The sequence below is a fragment of the Allobosea sp. CS1GBMeth4 genome (genome assembly GCF_900185715.1).
Lineage (GTDB): Bacteria > Pseudomonadota > Alphaproteobacteria > Rhizobiales > Beijerinckiaceae > Allobosea.
This window is the reverse complement of sequence record NZ_FYAS01000013.1, coordinates 1-26,390: the sequence shown is the minus strand read 5'-3', so window position 1 is coordinate 26,390 and position 26,390 is coordinate 1. Positions and strand designations below refer to the sequence as shown.

27 protein-coding genes are annotated in these 26,390 nt (G+C 68.5%); 15 read left to right on the top strand and 12 right to left on the bottom strand.

All coding sequences use genetic code 11. The features are described from left to right. Nucleotides 1-47 precede the first annotated feature (47 nt). Nucleotides 48-953 carry a LysR family transcriptional regulator gene (locus CS1GBM4_RS06590; RefSeq protein ID WP_186417904.1) on the bottom strand — a complete coding sequence of 302 codons (906 nt, stop codon included), beginning with the start codon at nt 951-953 and terminating at the stop codon, nt 48-50. A gap of 159 nt (nt 954-1,112) precedes the next feature. On the opposite strand from CS1GBM4_RS06590, the gene CS1GBM4_RS06585 reads away from it, so the two are divergent. The 9 genes from CS1GBM4_RS06585 (at nt 1,113) to CS1GBM4_RS06545 (ending at nt 11,099) form a co-directional block, all read left to right on the top strand. Further along, nucleotides 1,113-2,549, top strand: a complete 1,437-nt coding sequence (locus CS1GBM4_RS06585) for an FAD-linked oxidase C-terminal domain-containing protein (protein ID WP_186417903.1) — start codon at nt 1,113-1,115, stop codon at nt 2,547-2,549. 171 nt (nt 2,550-2,720) lie between these two features. After that, entirely contained in the window at nt 2,721-3,008 is a 288-nt protein-coding gene (locus tag CS1GBM4_RS06580) for a GIY-YIG nuclease family protein (protein ID WP_186418048.1), read from the top strand. A 166-nt stretch (nt 3,009-3,174) separates the two neighbouring features. Beyond that, complete coding sequence (locus CS1GBM4_RS06575; protein ID WP_186417902.1) at nt 3,175-4,362, top strand: FAD-binding protein; 1,188 nt, start codon at nt 3,175-3,177, stop codon at nt 4,360-4,362. After that, complete coding sequence (locus tag CS1GBM4_RS06570; RefSeq protein WP_186418047.1) at nt 4,362-4,994, top strand: DUF2585 domain-containing protein; 633 nt, start codon at nt 4,362-4,364, stop codon at nt 4,992-4,994. Before CS1GBM4_RS06575 ends, CS1GBM4_RS06570 begins: the two co-directional genes overlap by 1 nt. A gap of 3 nt (nt 4,995-4,997) precedes the next feature. After that, nucleotides 4,998-6,365, top strand: coding sequence for a glycolate oxidase subunit GlcF (gene glcF, locus CS1GBM4_RS06565; RefSeq protein ID WP_186417901.1), 1,368 nt, complete (start codon nt 4,998-5,000; stop codon nt 6,363-6,365). 200 nt (nt 6,366-6,565) lie between these two features. Beyond that, a complete protein-coding gene (gene hisS, locus CS1GBM4_RS06560; protein WP_186417900.1) occupies nt 6,566-8,182 on the top strand; it encodes a histidine--tRNA ligase in 1,617 nt (538 codons plus the stop codon). Nucleotides 8,183-8,316: 134 nt separating this feature from the next. Further along, on the top strand, nt 8,317-9,420 hold the full coding sequence (locus tag CS1GBM4_RS06555; RefSeq protein WP_186417899.1) for an ATP phosphoribosyltransferase regulatory subunit: 1,104 nt from the start codon (nt 8,317-8,319) through the stop codon (nt 9,418-9,420). A 49-nt stretch (nt 9,421-9,469) separates the two neighbouring features. Next, complete coding sequence (gene hisG, locus CS1GBM4_RS06550; RefSeq protein WP_186418046.1) at nt 9,470-10,444, top strand: ATP phosphoribosyltransferase; 975 nt, start codon at nt 9,470-9,472, stop codon at nt 10,442-10,444. A 175-nt stretch (nt 10,445-10,619) separates the two neighbouring features. Beyond that, nucleotides 10,620-11,099, top strand: coding sequence for an META domain-containing protein (locus tag CS1GBM4_RS06545; RefSeq protein ID WP_244607091.1), 480 nt, complete (start codon nt 10,620-10,622; stop codon nt 11,097-11,099). A 213-nt stretch (nt 11,100-11,312) separates the two neighbouring features. On the opposite strand, the gene CS1GBM4_RS06540 is transcribed toward CS1GBM4_RS06545, so the two are convergent. The 5 genes from CS1GBM4_RS06540 to groES form a co-directional block, all read right to left on the bottom strand. Further along, a complete protein-coding gene (locus CS1GBM4_RS06540; RefSeq protein ID WP_186417898.1) occupies nt 11,313-13,412 on the bottom strand; it encodes an ABC transporter ATP-binding protein/permease in 2,100 nt (699 codons plus the stop codon). 178 nt (nt 13,413-13,590) lie between these two features. After that, nucleotides 13,591-13,974, bottom strand: coding sequence for a DoxX family protein (locus CS1GBM4_RS06535; protein WP_186417897.1), 384 nt, complete (start codon nt 13,972-13,974; stop codon nt 13,591-13,593). 130 nt (nt 13,975-14,104) lie between these two features. Then, nucleotides 14,105-15,019, bottom strand: coding sequence for a phosphate/phosphite/phosphonate ABC transporter substrate-binding protein (phnD, locus tag CS1GBM4_RS06530; protein WP_186417896.1), 915 nt, complete (start codon nt 15,017-15,019; stop codon nt 14,105-14,107). Nucleotides 15,020-15,202: 183 nt separating this feature from the next. Continuing rightward, complete coding sequence (groL, locus tag CS1GBM4_RS06525) at nt 15,203-16,840, bottom strand: chaperonin GroEL (protein ID WP_186417895.1); 1,638 nt, start codon at nt 16,838-16,840, stop codon at nt 15,203-15,205. 47 nt (nt 16,841-16,887) lie between these two features. Further along, complete coding sequence (gene groES / locus CS1GBM4_RS06520) at nt 16,888-17,175, bottom strand: co-chaperone GroES (protein ID WP_186417894.1); 288 nt, start codon at nt 17,173-17,175, stop codon at nt 16,888-16,890. 217 nt (nt 17,176-17,392) lie between these two features. Between groES and CS1GBM4_RS06515 the strand changes: the two genes are divergently transcribed. Beyond that, on the top strand, nt 17,393-17,848 hold the full coding sequence (locus tag CS1GBM4_RS06515) for a MarR family winged helix-turn-helix transcriptional regulator (protein ID WP_186417893.1): 456 nt from the start codon (nt 17,393-17,395) through the stop codon (nt 17,846-17,848). Between the two features lie 168 nt (nt 17,849-18,016). After that, nucleotides 18,017-18,490 carry a PaaI family thioesterase gene (locus CS1GBM4_RS06510; protein WP_244607090.1) on the top strand — a complete coding sequence of 158 codons (474 nt, stop codon included), beginning with the start codon at nt 18,017-18,019 and terminating at the stop codon, nt 18,488-18,490. 7 nt (nt 18,491-18,497) lie between these two features. Here the strand turns inward: CS1GBM4_RS06510 and CS1GBM4_RS06505 are convergent, their stop codons facing one another. Continuing rightward, entirely contained in the window at nt 18,498-19,307 is an 810-nt protein-coding gene (locus CS1GBM4_RS06505) for an AraC family transcriptional regulator (RefSeq protein ID WP_186417891.1), read from the bottom strand. A gap of 86 nt (nt 19,308-19,393) precedes the next feature. Between CS1GBM4_RS06505 and CS1GBM4_RS06500 the strand changes: the two genes are divergently transcribed. After that, a complete protein-coding gene (locus tag CS1GBM4_RS06500) occupies nt 19,394-19,894 on the top strand; it encodes a hypothetical protein (protein ID WP_186417890.1) in 501 nt (166 codons plus the stop codon). Between the two features lie 18 nt (nt 19,895-19,912). After that, a complete protein-coding gene (locus CS1GBM4_RS06495) occupies nt 19,913-20,290 on the top strand; it encodes a VOC family protein (protein WP_186417889.1) in 378 nt (125 codons plus the stop codon). A 16-nt stretch (nt 20,291-20,306) separates the two neighbouring features. Here the strand turns inward: CS1GBM4_RS06495 and CS1GBM4_RS06490 are convergent, their stop codons facing one another. The 4 genes from CS1GBM4_RS06490 to CS1GBM4_RS06475 all read right to left on the bottom strand — a co-directional run bounded on the left by CS1GBM4_RS06490 (nt 20,307) and on the right by CS1GBM4_RS06475 (nt 23,281). Continuing rightward, entirely contained in the window at nt 20,307-20,687 is a 381-nt protein-coding gene (locus CS1GBM4_RS06490) for a DUF930 domain-containing protein (RefSeq protein ID WP_186417888.1), read from the bottom strand. A 424-nt stretch (nt 20,688-21,111) separates the two neighbouring features. Further along, on the bottom strand, nt 21,112-21,954 hold the full coding sequence (locus CS1GBM4_RS06485) for a DMT family transporter (protein WP_186417887.1): 843 nt from the start codon (nt 21,952-21,954) through the stop codon (nt 21,112-21,114). Beyond that, on the bottom strand, nt 21,951-22,451 hold the full coding sequence (locus tag CS1GBM4_RS06480; protein ID WP_186417886.1) for a GNAT family N-acetyltransferase: 501 nt from the start codon (nt 22,449-22,451) through the stop codon (nt 21,951-21,953). The genes CS1GBM4_RS06485 and CS1GBM4_RS06480 overlap by 4 nt, the downstream gene beginning before the upstream one ends. A gap of 65 nt (nt 22,452-22,516) precedes the next feature. After that, nucleotides 22,517-23,281 (bottom strand): sulfite exporter TauE/SafE family protein, encoded by a 765-nt coding sequence (locus tag CS1GBM4_RS06475; RefSeq protein WP_186417885.1) that lies wholly within the window; start codon nt 23,279-23,281, stop codon nt 22,517-22,519. Nucleotides 23,282-23,418: 137 nt separating this feature from the next. Between CS1GBM4_RS06475 and CS1GBM4_RS06470 the strand changes: the two genes are divergently transcribed. Both CS1GBM4_RS06470 and CS1GBM4_RS06465 read left to right on the top strand, forming a co-directional pair. Then, the gene (locus CS1GBM4_RS06470; RefSeq protein ID WP_186417884.1) at nt 23,419-24,846 is read left to right on the top strand and encodes a lipopolysaccharide biosynthesis protein; all 1,428 of its coding nucleotides are present in this window, start codon (nt 23,419-23,421) and stop codon (nt 24,844-24,846) included. Between the two features lie 273 nt (nt 24,847-25,119). Beyond that, entirely contained in the window at nt 25,120-25,836 is a 717-nt protein-coding gene (locus tag CS1GBM4_RS06465) for a L,D-transpeptidase (RefSeq protein WP_186418044.1), read from the top strand. Between the two features lie 80 nt (nt 25,837-25,916). On the opposite strand, the gene CS1GBM4_RS06460 is transcribed toward CS1GBM4_RS06465, so the two are convergent. Further along, nucleotides 25,917-26,390, bottom strand: a 474-nt coding sequence (locus tag CS1GBM4_RS06460; RefSeq protein ID WP_186417883.1) for a DUF2076 family protein, incomplete at its 5' end; no start/stop codon positions are given.

Below are 26,390 nucleotides of genomic sequence, written 5' to 3'. Positions count from 1 at the left end.
TGGAAGAGATGCGCGGGTCTGCGCCCGAGCATGACGCCAGCTCGGATCTACAGCGCCAGCCCCTCGTCCCAATACGGCGTCGCCCCGTAGAGCTCGGCGAGGTAGTCGACGAAGGCGCGCACCTTCTGCTCCATGTGCCGGCGGCTGGGATAGACCGCGTAGACCGCGACGCGCTTGCCGACCGAATAGGCCGGCAGCACCCTGACCAGGGCGCCGGATTTCAGCTCCGGCCCGACATCCCAGGTCGAGCGCAGGGCGATGCCGACGCCCGCCAGCAGGGCCTCGCGCACCACCTCGCTGGAATTCGTCCGCAAGGGCCCGTTGATCCGGACCGCGACCTGGCCCTCCGGCCCGTCGAGGCGCCATTGGTCGGTATTATGGGCGATGAGGGTGTGACGCGACAATTCGGCGATGCTCGCTGGCGTCCCGTGCGCGGCGAGATAGCCGGGCGTCGCGCAGAGCACGCGATGGTTGGGCGCCAGCCGCTTCGCCACCAGGCTCGAATCGCGCAGGTCGGCGATGCGGATCGCGAGGTCGAACCCTTCCGCGACGATGTCGACGAAGGCGTCGCTCAGGATCAGCTCGACATTCACCGCCGGGTTGGCGTCCAGGAAGGGCTTCAGATGCGGGGCGACGTGCATCCGGCCGAACGAGGTCGGCGCCGAGACCCGCAGCGTCCCGCGCGCCTGGCCGGCGCCGCTTGCGACCCAGGCCTCCGCCTCCTCGATCGAGCCGAGGATCGAGACCACCCGCTCGTAGAAGCCCTGGCCGGCCTCGGTCAGCGAGAGCTGGCGCGTGGTGCGCTGGAGCAGGCGCACGCCGAGCCTGTCCTCGAGGCGGCGGATGCGCTTGGAGATCACCGCCGGCGAGAGGTTGAGCTCGCGGGCAGCCGCGGACATGCTCCTCGCCGTGACGACATGGGCGAAGACGTCGAGGTCGCCGAACCGGTCCATCCGCCCTCCATCTTTTCCGATTTGGAAATAATCATCCACGTTACTCGCGCTGCGCCGGCCGTGGAAGTATTCTAGAGTCGTGGTGGATACCGGTGTAAGCGCGTCTTCAGCGTCGCCGCCCGGCGGCGCTCCGGCGAAGAGGTCAGTGGAGGATTGGCCATGAGTGCGATCGCCTTTCCGGCGCCCGATGCCGGCATCCTCGCCCGTCGTGACGCCATCCTCGCCGGCCTCTCGGCGCTGGTCGCGCCCGATGCGCTGATCACCTCCGAGGACGAGCGGCGGCCCTATGAGACCGACGCGCTGACGGCCTATCGCCGCATGCCGCTCGCCGTCGTGCTGCCTTCGACCACCCAGGAAGTGGCGGCGGTGCTGCGCTATTGCGCCGAAGCGGGCGTGCCCGTGGTGCCGCGCGGCGCCGGAACCTCGCTCGCCGGCGGGGCGATCCCGCAGGAGGACGCGGTGGTGATCGGCGTTTCGAAGATGAACCGCATCCTCGAGATCGACTACGCCAACCGCATCGCCAGGGTGCAGGCCGGCGTCACCAACCTCGCCGTCACCGGCGCCGTCTCGGCCGACGGCTTCTTCTACGCGCCTGACCCGTCCTCCCAGCTCGCCTGCTCGATCGGCGGCAATATCGGCATGAACTCCGGCGGCGCCCACTGCCTGAAATACGGCGTCACCACCAACAACGTGCTCGGCGTCACATTGGTCATGCTCGATGGGAGTATTGTGGACATCGGCGGCGGCCATCTCGACGCGCCCGGCTACGATCTGCTCGGCCTGATCGTCGGCTCGGAGGGCCAGCTCGGCATCGTCACCGAGGCGACGGTGCGCATCCTGCGCCAGGCGGAGGGCGCGCGCCCTGTCCTGTTCGGCTTCCCGACCAGCGTCGAGGCCGGCGCCGCCGTCGCCGCCATCATCGGCGCCGGCATCATCCCGGTCGCGATGGAGTTCATGGACAAGCCGGCGATCGAGATCTGCGAGGCCTTCGCCCATGCCGGCTATCCGATGGATTGCGGCGCGCTGCTGATCATCGAGGTCGAGGGCTCCGAGGCCGAGATGGACGCCCAGCTCGCCCGCATCGTCGCCATCGCCCGCGAGCATGGCGTCGGCACGGTGAAGGAGAGCAGGTCGGCGATGGAGACGGCGGCGATCTGGAAGGGGCGCAAATCGGCCTTCGGCGCCACTGGCCGCATCGCCGACTATATCTGCATGGACGGCACCATCCCGACCGGCCAGCTGCCCTTCGTGCTCGAGCGCATGGATGAGATCGTCAAGGGCTACGGCCTGCGCGTCGCCAATGTCTTCCATGCCGGCGACGGCAATCTCCACCCGCTGATCCTCTACAACTGCAACGACCCCGACGAGGCGCAGAAGGCCGAGCAGGCCGGCAACGACATCCTCAAGCTCTGCGTCGAGGTCGGCGGTTGCCTGACCGGCGAGCACGGCGTCGGCATCGAGAAGCGCGACCTGATGACCGTTCAGTTCAACGAGGCCGACCTGCACCAGCAGATGCGGGTGAGGGCGGTGTTCGATCCGCGCTGGCTGCTCAACCCGGCCAAGGTGTTCCCCCTGGAAGGCCGGATCGCGGCGTGATGAGCCTTCCTGCTGTTTCCAGGCGATGGAAAGCCTCGAGCCCGAGGCCCAGAACCGATGAAAGGCATGGGAGAGGCTCGACGCTGCGGCGCTCATCCCGTTCAATGGCATCGGTTCTGGGTTCCGGGCTCTTCGCTGCGCGAAGCCCCGGAAAGACGGCGGAGGATGACCTTGGCGTTCCACGTTTATCTGCTTGCGAGCGGGCAGCATGGGACGCTCTATCTCGGCGTGACACGCGATCTTGCTCGCCGCGTTTACGAGCACAAAAGCAAGGCTTTGCCGGGATTTTCGCGGAAGCATGGCGTCGATCGACTGGTTTGGTACGAGGAGTATCCGACGGCTGTAGAGGCGATCGAGCGCGAAAAGGATATGAAGAAGTGGCGTCGGGACTGGAAGGTCAGACTGATCGAGGAACAGAACCCGCTTTGGGCCGATCTCTATCCGCTGCTGGCGCTGTGAACCTGAACCGTCATTCCGGGGCTTCGCGTAGCGAAGAGCCCGGAACCCAGAACCGATGGCGGATCTCGGTCGGGCTCGGCCCCCCCGGAGGCCTTTTGATCAGCGGCATCGGCTCGGGATACCAGGCTCGGACCCTCGGCTCGCTCCTGCAAGACGGCGGAGGGCTTTGATGCTCCACACGCCCAGCACCGAGGCGCAGGCCTGTGCCGTCGTCGCCTCGATCGTCGCGGCGCGCGTTCCGCTCGCCATTCGCGGCGGCGGCACCCGCACCGGCCTCGGCCGTCCCGACAACGCCGTCAGCACCCTGTCGAGCGCCGGGCTCACCGGCATCACGCTCTACGAGCCGGCCGAGATGGTGATCGGCGCCAGGGCCGGCACGCCGCTGAAGCTGATCGAGGAGACGCTCGCCGAACGCGGCCAGATGCTGCCCTTCGAGCCGATGGATCATCGCGCCGTGCTCGGCACCGAGGGCGAGCCGACCATCGGCGCCGTCGCGGCCGGCAACATCTCCGGCCCGCGCCGGATCAATGCCGGCGCTGCCCGCGACTCCCTGATCGGCGTCAGGCTGATCAACGGCCGCGGCGAATTGGTGAAGTCCGGCGGGCGGGTGATGAAGAACGTCACCGGCCTCGATCTGGTCAAGCTCGTCGCCGGCAGCTTCGGCACGCTCGGCTTCCTCACGGAGGTGACCTTCCGCGTCCTGCCGCGGCCGGAGCGCGTCGTCACGCTGATCTGGGAAGGCCTCTCAGACGAGGCGGCGGTGACGCTGCTCTCGGCCGCGCTCGGCTCGCCCTTCGAGCCGATGGCGGCGGCGCATCTGCCGGGCGGGATCGGCGCGGACGAGGCGCGCACCCTGCTCAGGCTGGAGAATTTCACGGCCTCGGTCGGCTATCGCGCCGCCGAGCTCGCCCGCCTGCTGAAACGCCATGGCCGGCCCGAACTGGTCGAGGGCCGTGCCTCCGAGACGCTCTGGCGCGAGGTGCGCGACGCGGCCGTCTTCGCCGGCACGCAGGAGGCCGTCTGGCGGCTCTCGCTCGCCCCGAGCCATGGGCCGAGGGCGACAGCCGCGATCGCGCGCGCCGTCCCGGGGGCGCGCTGGTTCTACGACTGGGGCGGCGGTCTCATCTGGCTCGCCGTACCGGCGGAGGGCGATGCCGGCGCGGCGGCGATCCGCGCGGCGCTGAAGCCGCTCGGCGGCCATGCGACGCTGGTGCGGGCGCCCGACGCGGTGCGCGCGTCGGTCCCCGTCTTCGAGCCGCTGGCCGAGCCGCTGATGCGGGTGTCGGCCGGCATCAAGAAGAGTTTCGATCCGGCGGGCGTGTTCGAGCCCGGCCGGATGTATGCGGGGGTGTGATGGCGCTCGCTGAAACGCTTTCCTCGGCATCGATACAGCGTCCAGGCTGGGCCCCAAGCCGCCTCGGCCCCGTGACCGCTGCGGCGCTGGCGGCCCTGTTGATCGCCTGCGCTGCGGCGATCCTGCTCTGGATGGACCGTGAGCCGATCTGCAAATGTGGAAGCATCAAGCTCTGGCAGGGCACGGTGATGTCCTCCGAGAACTCCCAGCACATCGCGGACTGGTACACGTTCTCGCATATCATCCACGGCTTCCTGTTCTACGGCTTGTTTTGGCTGATCCGGCGCGTGACCGGCCTGCCGATCAGCGTCGGCCTCGCTTTATTGCTCGCCATCGTGCTGGAGAGCGCCTGGGAGGTCGCCGAGAACACCGACGCGGTGATCAATCACTATCGCTCGGTCACGATCTCGCTCGACTATTACGGCGACAGCGTCCTGAACTCGGTCAGTGACATCCTCGCCATGGCGCTGGGCTTCCTGTTTGCCCGGTTCGCGCCGGTCTGGATCACGCTGGCGAGCGCGCTGGCGATGGAACTGCTCGTCGGCTGGCTGATCCGCGACAACCTCACCCTCAATGTCATCATGCTGCTCTGGCCCATGGACTGGATCAAAGCCTGGCAGGGTGGAGCCTGATCCATGCAGACCAACTTCACGCCCGAGCTCCTCGCCTCCGATCCGCGCCTGCCGGCGTCGGAGAAGATCCTGCGCACCTGCGTGCATTGCGGCTTCTGCACCGCGACCTGCCCGACCTACCTCCTGCTCGGCGACGAGCTCGATTCCCCGCGCGGGCGCATCTACCAGATCAAGGACATGCTCGAGAGCGGCCGGCCGGCGACGCCGGACGTGGTCAAGCATGTCGACCGCTGCCTCTCCTGCCTGTCCTGCATGACGACCTGTCCCTCGGGCGTGCACTACATGCACCTCGTCGACCATGCCCGCGCCCATATCGAGGAGACCTATCAGCGCCCGGCCGCCGACCGGGCGCTGCGGGCCATCCTCTCGGCGATCCTGCCCTATCCCGGCCGCTTCCGCCTCGCCATGCTGGCGGCGCGCCTCGGCAAGCCGCTCGCCGGGGCGTTCGGCGCGCTGCCGGTCGTCGGCGCGCGGCTGAAGGCGATGCTGGCGCTCGCGCCCTGGAGCCTGCCCGGCCGCTCGGCGATGGAGGGGCCCGCCTCCTTCGCGGCGCAGGGCGAGCGGCGCAGGCGCGTCGCCATTCTCTCCGGCTGCGCCCAGCCGGTGCTCGACCCCGGCATCAACGAGGCGACGATCCGCCTGCTCACCCGCCATGGCGTCGAGGTGGTGCTGCCGAAGGGCGAGGGCTGCTGCGGCGCGCTGGTCCACCACATGGGCCGCGAGCACGACGCGCTCGCCTTCGCCCGCGCCAATATCGACGCCTGGATGGCGGAGATCGAGGGCGATGGGCTGGACGCCATCCTGATCACGGCCTCGGGCTGCGGCACCACGATCAAGGATTACGGCTTCATGTTCCGCAATGACGAGGCTTATGCCGAAAAGGCGGCGAGGGTCTCGGCGCTGGCGAAGGACGTGACCGAATTCGTCGAGACGCTGGAGATCGCACCGGTCCGCAGCGTCGACCTCACCGTCGCCTATCACTCCGCCTGCTCGATGCAGCACGGCCAGCAGCTCAGGGACGGGCCGAAGCGGCTGCTGGCGCGCGCCGGCTTCCGCGTCAAGGAGGTGCCGGAGGGCCACATCTGCTGCGGCTCGGCCGGCGTCTACAACATCCTTCAGCCGGAGATCGCCGGGCAGCTGCGCGAGCGCAAGGTCGGCAACATCCAGCGCACGAAGCCCGACCTCGTCGCCACCGGCAATATCGGCTGCATCACCCAGATCGCCAAGGGCTTCGCCGATCGCGGCGCGCCGACGCCGATCCTGCACACCGCCGAACTGCTCGACTGGGCGACCGGCGGCCCCCTGCCGGAGAAGCTGGCGAAGGCGGGGATCGGGGAGGCGGCGAGCCCGGAGCTCGTCGCGGCGGAGTGACCTTCCCGTCATGCTCGGGCTTGACCCGAGCATCTCAGGCCGGAGAGGTGCTGGCTGGCGCCTCCTCGTCACGAGATTCTCGGGTCTGCGCTTCGCTCCGCCCGAGAATGACGTGCTGCGCCTTGCCCCTGGCGCCGCAGCGGGCTAACCCGCCAGTCAACTCCTTGTCGATTGTCCAAGTTTCGAGCTTCGAACGCCCCATGTCCGCCCCTGCCAAGCTGAAGGCCCGCCAGCCGCGCGGTTTCGTCGATCGCGGCCCGGCCGATGTCGCCGCCACCGAGCGCATGCTCGCCGTGATCCGCGACAGCTTCTCGCTCTACGGTTTCGATCCGGTCGAGACCCCCTTCGTCGAATACACCGACGCGCTCGGCAAGTTCCTGCCGGACCAGGACCGGCCGAACGAGGGCGTCTTCTCCTTCCAGGACGATGACGAGCAATGGCTCTCGCTGCGCTATGATCTGACCGCGCCGCTCGCCCGCTATGTCGCCGAGAATTTCGACGCGCTGCCCAAGCCCTATCGCAGCTACCGCGCTGGCTATGTCTTCCGCAACGAGAAGCCGGGGCCGGGGCGTTTCCGCCAGTTCATGCAGTTCGACGCCGACATCGTCGGCTCGGGCTCCGTCGCGGCCGATGCCGAGATCTGCATGCTCGCCGCCGACACCATGGAGAAGCTCGGCATCCGGCGCGGCGACTATGTGGTGAAGGTCAACAACCGCAAGGTGCTCGACGGGGTGATGGAGGCGATCGGCCTCGGCGGCGACGAGAACGCCGGCCGCCGGCTGACGGTGCTGCGTGCGATCGACAAGCTCGACAAGTTCGGCCCGGAAGGCGTGCGCTTGCTGCTCGGCGAAGGCCGCAAGGACGAGAGCGGGGATTTCACGAAGGGCGCGGGGCTGAGCGAGGAGCAGGCCAGTCGCATCCTTCTTCTAACCGGGCAGGTCGGTTTTCGCGAGAATACCCCAGATTTAGTTGAGGCGTCCAAGCGTAGAGGGGAGCCGGCGCCGGCGGGAGATCCGCTGGGCGAGGAGACCTGGCCCTCAGATGACATGACTCTCTCGTTTGCGCGCGACGCCGTTGCAGGTTCTACGAGCGGGCTGGAGGGTGTCGAGGAACTGGCGCAGATCGCGCAGCTTCTTCGCGCTTCAGATTACGGACCGGGCCGCATCCGCATCGACCCCTCCGTCGTCCGCGGCCTCGAATACTACACCGGCCCGGTCTACGAGGTGGAGCTGACCTTCCCGGTCACCAATGAGGATGGGCAGGTCGTCCGCTTCGGCTCGGTCGCCGGCGGCGGCCGCTATGACGGGCTGGTCGGCCGCTTCCGGCCTGAACCCGTGCCGGCGACCGGCTTCTCGATCGGCGTCTCCCGGCTCTATTCGGCGCTGAAGGCGGTGAAGTCGCCGATCGTCGACCAGAAGAACGAGCTGCCGCTCGTCGTCGTCACCGCGATGGACAACAAGTCGCCGGAGTTCATGCCGGCCTATCAGGCCTTCGTCGCGCAGCTGCGCCAGGCGAAGGACGAGGAGGGCCGGGCGCTCTGCCGGGCCGATCTCTATCTCGGCTCCTCCGGCTTCAACGCCCAGATGAAATATGCCGACCGGCGCGGCGCGGTCTGTGCTGTCATTCAAGGTTCTTCGGAGCGCGAGGCCGGCACCGTCGTGATCAAGGACCTGATCCTCGGCGCCGAGCTCGCCGCCGCCAGCCGCGACGTCAAGGATTCCGCCGAGCACAAGGAAAGGCAGGCGCAGGCTCAGTTCTCCGTGCCGGTGGCGGAGCTGGTCGCAGGGGTGAGGCGGGTCGTAGAGCGTCATCGCTAGCGCCCTTCTCCCGCAAGGGGAGAAGGGAAGGGGCGCTCCAAATTCCCGTTCACCCAATTCCCTGAAAACCGTCGAAAATCGCGCGCCGCCCTGCTAGGACGGCGCCGCAACAGGGTGTTTGTGAAGTGCCGGCCATGCGCTCAAAGCTCGAGACCGTGATCGCGCCGTTCGAGCGCGAGGGCTACCGGCGCGCGGAGCCGGCGATCCTGCAGCCGGTCGAGCCCTTCCTCGATCTCTCGGGCGAGGATATCCGCCGCCGCATCTTCCTGACCCAGGACGATGACGGGCGCGAATGGTGCCTGCGTCCCGAATACACCATCCCCGTCGCGCTCGCGCACATCGCCGCCCACGCCACCGAGCCGGCCTCCTATGCCTATGCCGGCCCGGTCTTCCGCATGCGCGTCGGCGAGCCCAACGAATTCGCCCAGGCGGGCCTGGAATCCTTCGGCCGCAGCGATTTCGCCGCCGCCGACGCCGAGATCATGGCGCTGACCGTCGAGGCGGCCTCCGCGCTCGGCCTGAGCCGGCCGCGCCTGCTGATGGGCGACGTCGCGCTCCTGACCGCGCTGCTCGACCGGCTCGGCGTGCCGCAGGCGGCCCGCCGCCGGCTGATGCGCGCCGTCGCCCAGGGCAAGGGGGCCGACGCCGTCGCCGCGCTCGAGCCGCCGGTGAACGAGGTCGAGCATGCCCATGCCGGCCTGCTCAAGGCGCTCGAGGGCCAGGACCCGAGAGCGGCGCGCGCCTTCGTCGAGGACGTGCTCTCGATCGCCGGCATCTCGACCGTCGGCGGCCGCTCGGCGCACGACATCGCCGAGCGCTTCCTGGCGCGGGCGGCCGAGCGCGACAATCCGGTCAATGGCGAGGCGAGCGGGGTGATCGCGCATGCGCTTGCGATCGGCGGCGATCCGGACGGCGCCTCCGCCGCCTGGCGCAAGCTCGCCGACGAGGCGGGGCTCGACCTCGCGGCCGTGCTCGACGCCTTCGACGAGCGCACCGGCTTCCTCGCGGCGCGCGGGGTCGATGTCGCCAACATCTCCTTCTCGGCCGGCTTCGCCCGCAATCTCGACTACTACACCGGCTTCATCTTCGAGCTGCACGACCCGGCCCGGCCGGACCTGAAGCCGATCGCGGGCGGCGGCCGCTATGACGGCGTGCTGCAGCGCCTCGGCGCGCCGGCTTCCGTGCCGGCCGTCGGCGCCTCGCTCTGGCTCGATCGTCTCGCGGGAGGCAAGGCATGAGCCGGCGGGCGAGAAGCAAACGATGAGCGGGACGATGACGCAGAAGTCGATCAACGACACGCCGCTGGTGCTGGCGGTGCCCTCCAAGGGCCGGCTTCAGGAGAACGCCACCGCCTTCTTCGGCCGCGCCGGCCTCTCCTTCGTGCAGGCGCGCGGGCAGCGCGAATATCGCGGGCAGATCGCCGGGCTCGGCGGCGCCGAGGTCGCCTATCTCTCGGCCTCCGAGATCGTCGCGCAATTGTCCTCCGGTGCCGCCCATCTCGGTATCACCGGCGAGGACCTGGTGCGCGAGCAGGTGGCGGATGCCGATGCCAGCATGGTGCTGCTGGCGCCGCTCGGCTTCGGCCAGGCCAATGTCGTCGTCGCCGTGCCGCAGGCCTGGATCGACGTCCGCACCATGGCCGATCTCGACGACGTCGCCGCGACAATGCGCGCCCGCACCGGCCGCAAGCTGCGCGTCGCCACCAAATATGTGAACCTGACCCGGCGTTTCTTCGCCAGCCACGGCCTCGCCGATTACCGCATCGTCGAGAGTCTGGGAGCGACCGAGGGCGCTCCGGCCGCCGGCACGGCCGAGATCATCGTCGACATCACCACGACGGGCGCGACGCTGGCGGCGAATGCGCTGAAAGTGCTCGACGACGGCGTGATCCTGGCCTCCGAGGCCAATCTCGTCGCGTCCGTGCGCGCACCCTGGAGCGACGAGGCCCGTCAGGCCGCCGGAGCCATCCTGTCGCGCATCGCGGCCGAGGAGGAGGCGCGCTCGCTGCGCGAGGTCCGCGCCGTTTTGAACGCCGTCTCGCCGCAGCGACTCGGCGAGATCGCGCACCGGCTCGGCGCGCGCCTGCCCTTCGGCGCGGCCGGTGGGGACGGCGTCGTCACGCTGCATTGCCCGCGCAAGGCGGTGTTCCCGCTGGTCGAGGAACTGGGCAAGGCCGGTGCCGACGACATCACGGTGCGGACGCTCGACTACGTCTTCCGCCGCTCCAATCCGCTGCTCGAACGGCTGATGGCGCGCATCTGAGCCGCCGGATTCCCGACGCAATGTCCGGGTAATTCGCATCGGCGAGGCGATTTTCCTGCAGGCGGCGCCAAGAGCGGTGCGATCGAGGCTTGCGCTCGCCACCGTGATCGGTGCAGTGGAAAGCGTCGGGTTCTTCGAGAGCCGGAGCGCTCTTTCCAATCGGGGTCTGGACCAGTTGAATACGCAGTCGCGCCTCGGCCTGCTGGCCGCTCTCGTTCTCTCCCTGTCGCCTGTCCTGGTGAGCGACGCGCTCGCCCAGCGTCGCCAGCAGATGCCTCCGCGCGGCGAGCAGCCGCAGCAGGCTCCGCCGCAGAAACAGGAGAAGAACTTTCCGTTCGACGCCTCCTGGAGTGCGATTCAGATGAACGGGAAACCCATCAACGGCTTTCGCGCGACGCTGAAGGTCGATTCCAATCTGCGTGGCACCGGCTTCGGCGGCTGCAATACTTTCTCGGCCTCGGCCTACCCGCTGCGGCAGCAGGGCTTCGCCGTCGGCCCGATCGCCGTGACCAAGATGGCCTGCGACAAGGGCGCCTCGGATTTCGAGCGCGGCTATCTGATGGCGCTGCGCACCGCCCGGCAATGGGACCTGGTCGAGGGGCGCCTCGTGATCAAGACCGGCTCCGGCGAGATCCGCTTCGACCGCGGCATCTGACGGGCACGATGTCCCGGGCCGGCTGGCAGCCTGAGCCTGAGGTTCATTGGCCGCTGCGCCGTTCCCACTCGCCATGCTCGCCCTTGTGGCGAGCATCCACGTCTTGAACACCGCGTTCGATCCGTGAAGTGAAGACGTGGATGGTCGGGACAAGCCCGACCATGACGTTCTGGCTGGCGGGCTCGCGCCTTTGCTGGGGCCTGAGCGGCCCTGTCACCCCGCAGCCGTCATGGCCTTCGCCCTGGGGCTGAATGTGCCGTCGGCATTCTTCTCCATCACGATCAGATCGTCGTGCATGGCGCGCAGCGTCGAGCGGTGCCCGATCGAGACGATGCTGGTTCCCGGCAGCTCGCGCCGGATCACCTCGTAGATCTCGCCTTCGAGCTGCTCGTCGAGCGAAGCCGTCGCCTCGTCGAGGAAGAGCCAGTCCGGTTTCGCCAGCAGGGCGCGCGCGACGGCGAGGCGCTGCTGCTCGCCGCCGGAGAGGCGCTGGCCCCAGAGGTCGACCTCGTCGAGCCGGTCGGCGAGATGGCCGAGCTTGACCTTCTCCATCGCCGCCTGGATCTCCACGTCGCTGAACGTGTCGGGCCCGGCCGGATAGGCGAGGGCGGTCCTGAGGCTGCCTTGCGGCAGGTAGGGCCGTTGCGGCAGGAGCAGCATGCGCTGGCCGGCCGGCGTCGCGATCTTGCCTTCGCCGAAGGGCCAGATGCCGGCGAGCGCCCGGAACAGGGTCGACTTGCCCGAGCCGGACGGGCCGATGACCAGGGTCGACCGACCTGCCGACAATGTCAGCCCGGACACCTGGACGATCGGCTTGCCGGTCGGCAGGGCGAGCGACAGCGTCTCGATCGTCGTGTCCCTGCCGGGCTTCTCGGCGAGGTCGATCGCAGCGCCGGCGCCCCCCGCCCCCTGCGCCTCCGCCTGGGCGATCGCGGCCTCGAAGGTGGTCAGGCGGTTGATCGAGGCGACGTAGGCGGCGATCGTCTGGTAGCTGTCGATGAAGAACGACATGGCCGTCTGCACCCGGTCGAAGGCGGACGCGACCTGGGTCATGATGCCCAAAGTGATCTTGCTGGAGAAATAGTGCGGCGCGAGCAGGATGTAGGGCACGACGACATTGGCCTGGGCGAAGGAGAGCGTAAAGGTCCTCAGCCGGAGACGCGCCCAGACCAGCCGATAGAAGTTCCAGACGATATCGCCGAAGCGCTCGCTGATATGGCGCTGCTCCGCGCCTTCGCCGCGCATCAGCGCGATCTGTTCGGAGTATTCACGCAGCCGCGCCATGGCAAAGCGGAAATTTGCCTCGCGCCGCTCTTGTTCGAATTCAAGAGAAATCATCGACCGACCAATCATATGGGCGATCCAGGTTGCGGCGATTGAATAGATCAGCGCCATCCAGAACATGAAGCCAGGAATGCTGATATCGGTGCCGGGAACTACACTTGCGACAGGTATCGACCAGAGGATAATCGAGAACGAAACAAGGGTGGAAATCTGCGTCAGCAGCGGTAAGGCAAAATTATAAGTCTGGTTGACGAAGGCGCGCGTGTCTTCGGCGATGCGCTGGTCGGGGTTGTCGGCGGTGCCGGCGAGCGAAACCCGGTAGTGATTGGCATTGCGCAGCCAGGCGGAGCTGAATTTCTCCGCCATCCAGCGGCGCCAGCGGATCAGCAGGGTATAGTTGGCGAACAGCTCGATCAGGTTCGAGACGACCGAGATCGCCGCCCAGACGCTGAAGACGTAGATCAGCTGATACCAGAAGCCCGCCGCGTCCTTTTCCTGGATCGCATTGTAGAAGTCGCGGTTGAAGAAGGACAGGCGCAGCGAGATGCCGACCTGGATCTGGTTGAGCACCACGAGAAAGGTCAGCAGCACGACCCCGAGGCGGCCGGTACCGATCCGGAAGCGCTTCACCGGCCAGAGCTGCGCGGTGGTCGGTTCGGGCGCCTCGAAATAGGGCGAGGCCAGCCGTGCGATGCGCTGGATCGCCGGGATGAACGAGATCGCGTAGACGAGAATGCCGAAGACCGCGATCGTCGTCGGCAGGCTCGCCGGCGGCGCGATCGCCTCCCAGCCGGACGGCCAGAGGCCGGTCTGCGTCAGGACCACGCCGGCGCCGGTGACGGCGTATTCCACCGCGAAGATGGTCGAGAAGATCCTGAGGAAGGTGCTGATCGCGGCGGCGCGGAAGGTCGCGAATGCCAGCAGCAGGCCGACGGCGCCGAGGCCGAGCAGGCCGGCGCTGCCGCTCTGCTGGCCGACCACGAGCGCGATCACGGCGAGCGCAGCGACGGCGAAACTCAACAGGCGCATGGCATCGTCCTTGTCGGGGAATCAGCGCGGGAGCCGCGCTGCCGGAAGAGAGCGTTGTAGAGCAGCCCTGCGCACAAAAAAGGCCCGACTCAAGGCCGGGCCGCGCTTTTTCAGGGTTTTGTGATGGAGGTTCCTTCGCCCGCCGGCCGAACGCCGACGGATGCGGCCTGCCTCGTGCTCATCCCTTGTCGACCGAATAGGTGCCGGGCCCGGCGGCGAAGAGCAGGAGGAAGCCGCCGGCGACGGCGAGGTTCTTCAGGAACAGCAATTGCTGCATCGGCTGTGCCCAGTTGAGATGGAACAGCAACGAGGCCGCGATGGTGAAGGCGCAGAGCACGAGCGCGACGAGCCGGGTCTTGAAGCCGACGATGATCATCAGGCCGCCGAGCAGTTCGACGATGATGACGAGCGGCAGCAGGATACCGGGCACGCCGGCCGAACCCATATATTGCTGCGTGCCGGCATAGCCGGTGATCTTCGACCAGCCTGCGAGCACGAACATCAGGGCGAGCAGAATCCGGCCGACGAGCTTGGCGGCGTCGGCCAGGGCAGGATTGTTCATGGAGGGGCCCCCGGGAGCGGAGCGCGGCAGGATGCCGCACCTGCGCGATTTAGGGCTTACAACGAAAGTCGATGCAAGCGGGTGACCGCTCGAGCCTGTGAAAAGCTGTGTGCCTCCAGCAGCATGGCGCTCAGCCGCCGGGCTTCTGCTTGCGGCGCGCTTCCAGCTCCTCCGTCACGGCGATGACGTCGAGGTAGTCCTCGTGCTTCGCCGGCGCATAGCGTGACACCTGCCCGTCGGTGAAGGTCCTGAACACCTCCGGAGCCTCGTCCTTCATCGCCAGCATCGCCGCGACGAATTCGTCCTTGAGTGCCTGCGGCAGGTTCGCCCGCGTCGAGAACGGACTCGCCGGAATGAGCGGCGAGGTCCAGATCACGCGCGTCGCTCCGGCGGGAATCATGCCGCGCAGCGTCAGCCGCTGCACCACGCCGGAGTTCTCGTTGACCTGATAGGTCGCGACGCCGTCGAACTGGCCCCGGACCAGCGCCAGGACCGAATTGTCGTGCCCGCCGGAGAACACCGTCCCGCCGAAATGCGCCTGCGGATCGAAGCCCTGCTTGCGCAGGAAATAGGCGGGAAAGGCGAAGCCGGAGGTCGAGTTCGGATCGGCGAAGGCGAAGCTCCTGCCCTTGAGGTCGGCGACCGACTTGTAGGGGCTGTCGGCGCGTACCACCACGACCGAGTAATAGCCTTCCTGGCCGTTGTTATCGACGTCGCGGAACAGCGGCTGCAGCTTGTCGCCGAGCACGCGCCGGCCGAGCGAGTAGACCGCCGGTCCGAAGCGGGCGAATTCGAGCTGGTCGGCACGCATCGCCTCGACCAGCCCGGCATAGTCGCTGACCCGGTAGAGCTTCACCGGCACGCCCAGTTTTTTCGCGAGATGGTCGACTACGGGCTGGTTGCGCGCGATGGCGGCCGCCTCGTTCTCCGCTGAGGAGACGCCGAAGCGGATCTCCGTGACCGTCGCGCGCCAGTCCTGCTGGGCGAAGGCGGGCAATACGAGGCTCGAGGCTGAGCCGGCGAGCAGCAGGCGGCGGTCGATCATGGCTGGGGCTCCGAAGACGCCCGATCTGACCATCCGCCGGCGTCAGTGCCGTTACGAAGCGATGTCGTTTGCGCGACACGCCGGCAAAACGAAAGAAGGCCCGGCGCGAGCCGGGCCTCCATACCGCCACCGAAACCGGGCCTGCCCGGTTTCGGCGCTGAGGTCTTGGGTGTGTGGACGTCCTCAGAAGTCCATGCCGCCCATGCCGCCGCCGCCCATCGGAGGCATCGGGGCCTCCTTCTTCGGCAGCTCGGCGATCATCGCCTCGGTGGTGATCAGCAGGCCGGCGACCGAAGCCGCGTCCTGGATCGCCGTGCGCACGACCTTGGTCGGGTCGATGATGCCGGCCTTGACCAGATCGCCATACTCGCCGGTCTGGGCGTTGTAGCCGTAGGCGTACTCCTTCGATTCCAGCAGCTTGCCGACCACGACCGCGCCGTCGTCGCCGGCATTGTCGACGATCTGCTTGGCCGGGGCCATGATCGCGCGGCGCACGATCTCGACGCCGGTCTTCTGGTCGTCGTTCTGGGTCTTGATCGACTTGACGGTCGACAGGGCGCGCAGCAGGGCGACGCCGCCACCCGGCAGGATGCCTTCTTCCACCGCGGCGCGGGTGGCGTTCAGGGCATCGTCGACGCGGTCCTTCTTCTCCTTGACCTCGACCTCGGTCGCGCCGCCGACGCGGATGACCGCGACGCCGCCGGCGAGCTTGGCCAGTCGCTCCTGGAGCTTCTCGCGGTCGTAGTCCGAGGTGGTCTCCTCGATCTGCGCCTTGATCTGCGAAACGCGGCCCTCGATGTCCTTCTTCTTGCCGGCGCCGTCGATGATCGTGGTGTTCTCCTTCTCGATCCGCACCTTCTTGGCGCGGCCGAGCATGTTGAGCGTCACGGTCTCGAGCTTGATGCCGAGGTCTTCCGAGATCATCTGGCCGGCGGTCAGGATCGAGATGTCCTCGAGCATGGCCTTGCGGCGGTCGCCGAAGCCCGGAGCCTTGACGGCCGCGACCTTGAGGCCGCCACGGAGCTTGTTGACGACGAGGGTGGCGAGCGCCTCACCCTCCACGTCCTCGGCGATGATCAGCAGCGGCTTGCCGGTCTGCACCACCGCCTCGAGGATCGGCAGCATCGCCTGGAGCGACGACAGCTTCTTCTCGAAGACGAGGATGTAGGGGTCCTCGAGCTCGGCCACCATCTTCTCGGCGTTGGTGATGAAATAGGGCGAGAGGTAGCCGCGGTCGAACTGCATGCCCTCGACGACGTCGAGCTCGGTCTCGGCGGTCTTGGCCTCCTCGACGGTGATGACGCCCTCGTTGCCGACCTTCTGCATCGCGGTCGAGATCATCTTGCCGACCGACTCGTCGCCGTTCGCCGAGATGGTGCCGACCTGCGCGACTTCCGCGTTCGAGGTTACCTTCTTCGAGTTCTTCTTGAGATCGGCGACGATGGCCTCGACGGCGAGGTCGATGCCGCGCTTCAGGTCCATCGGGTTCATGCCGGCGGCAACCGACTTCAGGCCTTCGCGCATGATGGCGGCGGCGAGCACGGTCGCGGTGGTGGTGCCGTCACCGGCGGCGTCGTTCTGCTTCGAGGCCACTTCGCGCACCATCTGGGCGCCCATGTTCTCGAACTTGTCGCCGAGCTCGATCTCCTTGGCGACGGTGACGCCGTCCTTGGTGATGCGCGGCGCGCCGAACGACTTCTCGATCACGACGTTGCGGCCCTTCGGACCCAGCGTGACCTTGACGGCGTTGTTCAGGATTTCGACACCGCGCAGCATCTTGTCGCGGGCATCGGTGGAGAAGCGAACTTCTTTGGCAGCCATGAGACTACTCCTGATTGAACTCTACGGAAGGGCTATCGACAGGCTGCTCAGCCGACGACGCCCATGATGTCGGATTCCTTCATGATCAGGAGATCCTGGCCGTCGATCTTGACCTCGGTGCCGCTCCACTTGCCGAAGAGGACGCGATCGCCCTTCTTGACGTCGAGTGCGACCAGCTTGCCGGCCTCGTCGCGGGCGCCGGGGCCGACGGCGACGACCTCGCCCTCCTGGGGCTTTTCCTTGGCGGTGTCGGGGATGATGATCCCGCCCTTGGTCTTCTCCTCGCTATCAAGGCGACGGACCACAACGCGGTCATGCAGCGGACGGAACTTCATGGTTCTGTCTTCCTCTCGGTGGCATTCTGGACGGGCGCGAGATCGGCCCGCGAAAGGGATCTGTTAGCAGTCTCACCAAGTGAGTGCTAACCGACGTCGCGGAGATAGGCCCGAGGCCTGCGCGAGTCAAGGAATCCGCCACGCAAAAGGTGAACGCCCCCTCCGGTGGCCGATCAGCCCTGCTGCGGGCGCACGTTAAACCCGCTATCGTGGCGAGATGACGACGCCAGCCATCGACCCTCGCCTCGACGACATCGCCCGTTCCTGCGTGGTGCTGCATGTGCGCATGACGGCGCGCGCGGTGACACGTGCCTATGACGAGGCGATGCGGCCGAGCGGGCTGAAGATCACCCAGTTCGTGCTGCTCTCGGCGCTCTCGACCGGCGCCTGGCGCTCGGTCACCGAACTCGCCGACCGTTTCGCGCTGGAGCGGACGTCGCTGACGCGCAACCTGCAACTGCTCGCCGCCGAGAAGCTGATCGAGCCCGTCGACTGCAAGGGCAGGGCGCTCACCTATGCGGTGACCGACAAGGGCCGCGCCGCGATCGAGGCGGCGATCCCCTATTGGCGCGCGGCGCAGGACAGGATTGAGAGCGGGCTCGGCCAGGAACGCTGGAGCGAGACGCGCGACAGCCTCAGAGCGATCCGGCGGGCGGCTCGGGCCGTCGGCTAGTACCGTCATTGCGAGGAGCAAAGCGACGAAGCAATCCAGGGGTGGGGCGGGCGCAATGGCAAGTCGTCCTGGATTGCTTTGCTCCGCTCGCAATGACGGTGCGAGCGCTTGACCCGAGCTGAGCTCCATCTCTATCGTGTATCTACACTATTGAGATGGAGCTTCCGCATGTCCCGCCAGATCGGTGTCGTCAGCCGTGATGTCCTGCTTGCGGAGGACGGCGCGGCCTTCCTGCGCGGCATGATCGAGGGGCGCCATCCCGGCCCGCCCTTCGCCGACGCGATGGATTTCGACCTGGCCGAGGCCGAGGAAGGCAGGGCGGTCTTCGTCGGCAGGCCTTCGCCGCGCTTCTTCAATCCGCTCGGGACGATCCATGGCGGCTGGACCGCGACCATCCTCGATTCCGCCATGGCCTGCGCCGTGCATTCAGCGCTGCGGGCCGGCGAGGGCTATACCACGCTGGAGATGAAGCTGAACTATGTCCGCCCCGTCATGCCGGCAAACGGCCCGGTGCGTTGCGAAGGCAGGCTGATCCACCGCGGCGGCTCGGTCGCGACCAGCGAGGGCAGGCTGGTCGACGCCCTGGGCAAGCTGCTGGCGCACGGGACGGAGACCTGCATGATCTTCGGCGCGAGGCGCTGAGTGCCGCTCAGGCGCCGCGATACGCGTTCGGGCTCTTGCCCATCACCCGCTTGAAGCGCCGGTTGAAGGTCGAGAGATCGCCGAAGCCGCAGTCGAAGGCGATGCCGGCGACCGGCCGCTCCGTGCGCCGCAGCAGCAATGCCGCACGATGCAGGCGGCTGCGCAGCACGTATTGATGCGGCGTCATCCCGACTATGGCGCGGAATGTCCGCAGGAAGTGATAGGGGCTCATCGCCGCCTGTCGCGCCAGCGCGCCGAGCGACAGCGCCTCCTCGCAATGTGCCTCGATATGGCGCAGCGCCCGCGTGATCCGGCGCTGATCGCGTGCGCTCGGCGTCCTGGCCCCGGGCCCGGCGTCGGAGAGCAGGCCGGTCACTGCGCCGGCGAGGCGCAGCGCGATCTCTTCGAGCCCGTCGCGATCGTCGGCGGCGAGCTCCGCCGCTGCCGTCAGGCCGGCGAGCCGGGGCAGGGGCGGCAGCTGCGCCTGCGCGAAGCCGATCCTCCGGGCGCCCGGCACCGATGCGACGATGCCCTCGAGATAGGCCGGTTCGAACTGGAAGGCGAGGCAGCGGTCGCCGGCCGCGTGCTCATGGCCGCATTCGAAGCAGGCGCCGCGGTTGCCGAGCAGCAGCGAACCTGGCGCCAGGACGGCGCTGCCTTGCGCCGATCGATAGCGGAACGTGCCGCTGCGGACGATGGCGATGCAGTGATGCGGATGCTCTTCCTCGAAAGGCCTGTCGTCCGGACCGGCGGTGCAGACGATGTCGCTGACCCGCCAGCCGGGGCCCGACGCCAGACGATGCGCTGTGGTGGTCATGAGTGAAAGTTTAGCAGTTTTTCCCAAGCGGGGCCCGAGGCTCCGGGTCTAGGTGGGCGCCATCTGAACAGGAACGGAGCCCGATCATGACAGCAGCGCCATCGGTGCTGGCCGATGCCCTCGTCGCCGCCGGGCCGGCGCCCGAATACGCGCACAAGCTCGCCCTCTACGGCCAGTTCGTCGGCGCCTGGACCATGGATGCGGTGATGCACACCGATGACGGCCAGCGTCACGAGGCCAGGGGCGAGATCCATTTCGGTTGGGTGCTGGGCGGGCGCGCCGTGCAGGATGTCTGGACCTTGCCCGGCTTCTTCCACGGCACGACGCTGCGCGTCTACGACCCCGGCCGGGACGCCTGGCACATCCGCTGGAACGACCCGGTCAAGCAGTACTACACGCATCAGATCGGCCGCGCCGAGGGCAGGGACATCGTCCAGCACGGCCGGCTCGAGGACGGCACCGCGATCCGCTGGCGCTTCACCGAGATCACGCCGGATTCGTTCCACTGGATCGGCGACCGATCGCGCGACGACGGCGCGAGCTGGCAGATCCAGGCGGATTTCCGCGCCAGGCGCGTCGCACCCTGAGCATCCGGGAGGACCATCATGTTCGATCACGTCTCGATCGGCGTTCGCGAGATCGCCCGCGCGAAGCGCTTCTACGACGCGGCGCTCGGCGCGCTCGGCTATGACTGCCTGAGCGCCGAGGAGAGCTCGCTCGGCTATGGCAAGGGCAGTGTCGGGCTCTGGATCGGGGCCGTTTCGGCGCCGGTGCCGCCGGATCGCGACTCCAACCTGCATTTCTGCTTCGTCGCTCCGACGCGCGCGAGCGTCGACGCCTTCCATGCGGCGGCGCTGGCCGCCGGTGGCACCGACAACGGCCGGCCCGGCCTGCGTGAAGCCTATGGCCCAGACTATTACGCCGCCTTCGTCGTCGATCCCGACGGCTACCGGCTGGAGGCCTATTGCGGCAAGCCGGCCTGAGGCGGCTGCGGCCACGTCAATGTTCGGGCGGCAGGTCATGCGCCGCCCATTCGCTGCGCGGAATCGCCTCGCCGACGCGGAACTGGAAGCCGGTGACCTTGCCGTCCGCCGCCATCTCGCAGCGGAAGCGCAAGCCGTACCATTGCTTACGGCTGCGGAAGGCGGCGCCCTCGGCTTCCAGGATGGTCTTTGACAGCTTGGTGCCGGCCATGGCGTAGGCGACGACGCGATCCGGCTCGAACTCCGCCTTCCAGGCATGGATCTGGCTCATCGCCTCGAGATTGCAGAGCTGCTCGATGCGCTCGGCCGCGTCGAGCGTCTTCAGCGCCTCCCGCGTCCCGCGGCTGCGCGGATTGGCCAGCACGCTCTCGGAATGCAGCGTCCGGGCCGTGATCATTGCCGATGGTTCGGCGGGCGGAGGGACAGGCGGGGCGGTGGATTTGTCCGGCCGCACGGGAGGCGGCGCTGATGGTGGAGACTGCGTGATCTCGGCCGCCGGTGGGGGAGTGGGCGCCTGCGCGGGGACGGGAGGCGGTGCCGGTGGCGTCAAGGTCTCTGGGGAGACCAACTCGACCTCGACGCTGGTTTCCTGTGCCGGCACGAAGCTGTCGATCGTTCGGATCGCGACCAGGATGCCGAGCAGGAGGTGGAAGCAGAGCGCGGCGGGAAGGCCGGGCTCGCGCAGGACGCGAGCAGCGATGCCGGCGCGCCGCATGCCGGGTCAATCGCGGTTGGAGCGGAAGGCAAACATGGCGGCCGGTTTCTCCCCTCGCATCGCCCCGTGCACAACGCCGAGCAAACCGGCGATTTTGCGGCGGTCCTCAGCGCCGGCTGACGGCGAAGGCGCCGGCGATGATCAGCAGCGCACCGGCATAGGTGGTCCAGAGCGGCGCCTCGCCGAAGACGAACCAGCCGAGCAGGCTCGCCCAGACCAGCGCCGTGTATTCGATCGGCGCCAGCCGCGAGGCGGGGGCGCGGGCGAAGGCCGAGGTCAGCGCGAAATGCCCGGCGACGCCGAGCGCGCCGGCTCCGAGATAGGCGAGCAGGTCGCCGCCGCTCATCGGCTGGAGGGCGCGGGAGGCCGGCCAGGCGAGGCACAGCGCCGGCCCGGCATTCTGGAACAGGACGATGATCGCCGGGTGCTCCTTCACCGCGATCCTGCGCAGCAGGATCAGGTTGAAGGCATAGGAGAGCGCCGAGAACAGCGCGGCGGCGACGCCGAGCTCGGCGCCGGTGACGCCGCCGTGCAGGCGCGGCCAGACCATCACCAGCATGCCGGCGAGGCCGAAGCCGAGCGCATGCAGAATGCGCCCGTCGAGCCGCTCCTTCAGGATCAGCGCCCCGAGCAGGGCGACGAAGACCGGCGCCAGGAAGGACAGCGTCAGCGCCTCGGCGAGCGGCAGCACCGAGACCGAATAGAAGAAGCTGCCGGCGGTCAGGATGACGATCGGGATACGGGCGCTGTTGCCGATCACGCTCGCCCGCGTCGGCGCCGGCGGGCGCAGGACCGCGACGACGGCGAGTGCGCAGACCGCGCCCATGGCGAAGCGCATGAACAGCGCCAGCAGGAACGGATGCTGCAGCATCTGCGCCTTGATCACCGCGTCCATCGCGGTGAGCAGCGCGATGCCGAGGACCGCTCGCAGCGCCGTGCCGAGGGTCATGGCGTCGCCGGGGCGAGCGGCTTGCGGAAATGGTATTCCCAGCTGGACGAGATGTCGGCGAGATAGCGCTCGCCCGGCCAGCGCACGAAGCCGAGCTTCTCGTAGAAGCGGTGGCCGCGCGCGAAGCGGCTGTCCGACCACAGCATCATCTCGCCATAGCCGCCCGCTTCCGCGAAGGCGAGCGTGCGCGCGAACAGCGCCTGCGCCAGACCGCCGCCGCGCTGGCTCGGATCGGCATAGACCTTGAACAGCTCGACCGCGTTCTGGTCGGGCACCGGCACCACGGCGATCGAGCCGACGATGCGGCCCTCCGTCCCGTCCGCGACCCAGAGCCTGCCGCCCCTTTCGGCATAATGGCTGGCGGGGCGGCGCAGTTCCGGGAACTCGGACCAGTCGAACAGGCAGTTCGGATACTCGGCGAAGGTCGCGGCGATCAGGGCGGCGAGCGGCTCCGAATCGGCGTCGGTCGCGTCGCGAAGGGGAGGCAGAGCGGTCATGACGGATCGCTTAGGGCCAATGCGCCGCGCTGCAAAGATGGGCGGCCCGCGCTCCTGCCATGCCGTTATCGCAGCAATGCCAGCGCGGCGTCGGCCGTCAGCTTCAGCGCGGCCGCGGCGAGCAGCAGGTAGCAGGCGAAGAACAGCCGCTTCTGGTCGAGCCGCTCATGCAGCCAGCGCCCCAGCCAAACGCCGACTGGCGCGGCCGGCAGCAGCGCGAGCGCGGCCCAGAGCGCCTGCGGCTGCTTCAGGCCCAGCGCGACATAGGGCGGCAGCTTCAGCAGGTTGCCGAGCATGAAGAAGGCGATGGTCGTGCCGACGAATCTGCTCTTGGTCAGCCCGCGCGCCAGCAGGTACATCGCCACGGGCGGGCCGCCGGCATGGGCGACGAAGGTGGTGAAACCCGAGGCAGTGCCGGCGAGCAGCGCCAGCGGCGGCGACACCGGCAGGTGGCCCGCGGGCGCCGCCCGGCCGCGCAGGAACCAGTGCGCCGTGAAGGCGAGGGTGACGAGCCCGATGATCAGCGTCACGATGCGGGCGTCGACGACGAGAAATATCGCATAGCCGATGGCGATGCCGGCGATCAGGCCGGGGATCAGCCAGGCGAGGTCGGGCTTCGACCAGGTCGAGGCGCCGAAGCTGCCGATGGCGACGATGTCCATCGCCGCGACCAGCAGCGCCACCATGATCGCAGCCTGCAAGGGATCGACGACGAGCGCCAGCAGCGGCACGCCGAGGATGGCGAGCCCGCCGCCGAAGGCGCCCTTGCCGATGCCGACGAGCAATGTCGTCGCCCAGCCCACGAGATAGAACAGCGGGTCGCCCGGCATCGCTTCAATCCGCCGCGACGGCATGGCGCCGGGCCCGGGCGGCGCGGGCCGGGACATGGACGGTTTGGCGGTTGGGCGGAATCAGCGCAGTCATGCGGGACCGGCGTCGCGCCGGCGGGCCCTTTCGCGATGGCGTCATGACCGTTCTCCTGCCCTTCGTGATCAATGCCGGGCTGAATTTCGCCCTCGGGCTGCTCATCGCCTTTTTCCTCGGCCCGGCCGAGTTCGGCCGCTATGCCATCGGCGCCGCGATCATCGTCCTCGTCAACACGGCGCTGCTCGACTGGATCAAGCTGTCGGCCATCCGCTTCTACTCGCAGAAGAGCCGGGAGGAACAGCCGCAGATCAGGGCGACGCTCGACGTTCTGAGCGCCGGCATCACCATTGCGCTCACCGGTCTCCTGGTCGCAGCCGTCGCCGCCGGGGTCGATTTCGGCCTGCCGGCGATGCTGGTCGTGGCCTCGGTGCTCGGCGGCATCTGCGCCGGCCTTTTCGATTATCACGGCGCCATCGCCCGCGCCCGTTTCCTCGACGCGGCCTATGCCCGGCTGATCATCGTCAAGAACGTGCTGGCGCTGCTGCTGATGGTTGGCGGCGCCTGGTGGACGCGCGACGCGACGGTCGTGATGTTCGGCGGCGTGCTCAGCGTGATGGCGGCCCTCCTGACGGTGCGCCGCTCGCTCGCCGACGCGCCGCTGTCCTGGTCGGCGGCACGGCGCGACTTGGCGCTCGACTTCGCCCGCTATGCGCTGCCGCTCGTCGGAGCCAACGCGATCTACTCGCTGATCCCGCTGCTCAACCGGTCGCTGCTCGCCGATGCCTATGGCTTTGCCGAGGCGGGCTATTTCTCGCTCGCGGCCGATATGGGCCTGCGCCTGTTCGGCACGCTCGCCGCGACGCTCGAGATCGTCATGCTGCGCGCGGTCCTCCGGCTCGACGAGACCCGGGGCCGGCGCGCGGCGGAGGCGCGCATCGCCGACAATCTGGTGGTCGTGCTGATGGTGGCACTGCCGGTGGCGGCCGGCCTTTTCCTGGTGTTGCCGGCCTTCGAAGCGCTGCTGGTGCCGGCGGAGTTTCGGGGGCGCTTCGCGCCCTATCTGCGGCTGCTGCTGCCCGGCTTCGTCGCGCTCACGGTGTTCGTCGCCGGGCTCTATCCCGTCTTCCTGCTCGGCAAGCGCACGGGAACGGTGACGCTGGCCGCCTGCGTCGGCCTCGCCGCCAATCTCGCGCTCGTCTTCGGATTTGCGGCGGCTGGGCCGCAGCGCTTCGCCATCGGCCAGACCGTGAGCTTCCTCGTGGTTCTCCTCGTCACCGGCTGGCTCGCGTTGCGAGCCCTGCCGACCCTGCCGAGGCTGCGCGATGTCGGCCTCGTCATCGCTGCGGTGGCGCTGATGACGGCGGCCGTCTGGCCGCTCTCCGGTCGTTTTCAGCCCCCGGTCGAGCTGCTGCTTCAGGCCGCGCTCGGCGCCACCGTCTATGGCGGGCTGATGCTGGCTTTCGACGTGGCGCGGTGCCGGACGCTGCTGCGGCTCTGGCTCGCCATGCGCAGGAGCCGGACGCGATAGGCCGAGCGATCACGGGAAACCGCGCGTTTACCGCGTTTGCTCGCCGATCGCTAAGGTTAACCGCCGGAATTCGCACGATCCGGGCCATTCCCGGCCCGCCAGAGTCAACGATTCACCATTCATTTCAATGCCTCGCCGCACGCTTTCGGCACGTTGCGTCCAGAGAGTTGCGTCATGCGTCCGCTCTATCTCGTTCCTCTCGCCGTGCTCGGCGGCGCCCTCCAGCTCTCAGTCCAGGCCAGCGCCCAGACCTATTGGCGCCCGGCCGATCCGATGGTCACGAGCGCCACGGCGCGTGGCCAATATGGCGGCGGCTTCATCGAGATGCTGATGACCGGGCGGGACCCGACCGATTATGGCCGGGGCGGGGCGGTGTACAACCGCCCGCCGCGCGGAGCCTACGGCCAGCAGCCGGCGATGCGTCGCCTCTCCGACTACGAGCCGCCGGTTCCGGTCCAGGGCGATCCGATGGAGCCGCGCCGCGAGCGTCGCTCGGCGGCGCTCGGCGAGCCGCTGCCGGCCGAGCGGCCGATCGCGCGCACGCTCGATCCGCGCTTCCAGAAGCAGGAGGTCGCCTATGACGGGCCGCACAGGCCGGGCACCATCATCATCGACACGCCGCGGCGCTTCCTCTTCCTGGTCCAGCCCGGCGGCCGGGCCCTGCGCTACGGCATCGGCGTCGGCCGTCCCGGCTTCGAATGGGCCGGGATGAAGAGCATCACCCGCAAGGCCGAATGGCCGAGCTGGACCCCGCCGGCCGAGATGCTCAAGCGCCGGCCCGACCTGCCGCGCTTCATGGCCGGCGGCCCGGAGAACCCGCTCGGCGCGCGCGCCCTCTATCTCGGCTCCTCGCTCTACCGCATCCACGGCACCAACGAGCCGAACACGATCGGCCAGGCGGTCTCCTCCGGCTGCATCCGCATGAACAACGAGGATGTGATCGACCTCTACGAGCGGGTGCGCGTCGGGGCGAAGGTCGTCGTGATCTGAGACCGGCGACGCGCCACCGGACGGAAAAGGCCCGCCTGTCGCCAGGCGGGCCTCGTCCTTTTCAGCGAGCCGTGCGGCGCTCAGACCCAGTCGTCGTCGCCGCCCAGGCCATCATCGTAGCCGGCATCGTCGTAGCTGGCGTCCTGATAGCTCGGCTCCTGATAGTCCTGCTGCGGCTCGACGGCGGGCTGCTGGTCGGCCGCCGTCTGCGTGTCCTTCGCCGCATCGCTGGCCTGCGAGGCGTCCTTGTTCTCCGCCGTATGCGCTTCGGCCGCCTTGGCTTCGCCGGTTGCGCTCTTGCCGCCGCCGAGCGCGTTCATCAGCATGTTGCCGGCGACCATGCCGCCGGCGACGCCGGCCGCCGTGGTCAGCGCGCTCGCCAGGAAGCCGCCGCCGCGTGCCGGTGCCTGCGCCGCCTGGTTCTGCCAGGGGCCGGGCGCGGGGGCCATGCCCTGCTGCGGCGCGGCTGCCTGGCTGCCCCAGGGCGGGGAGGCCGGCTGCGGCGCGGCGCGCTGCGGGAAGGACGGCACCGAGCCCGGGCGGGGCGGCTGGGT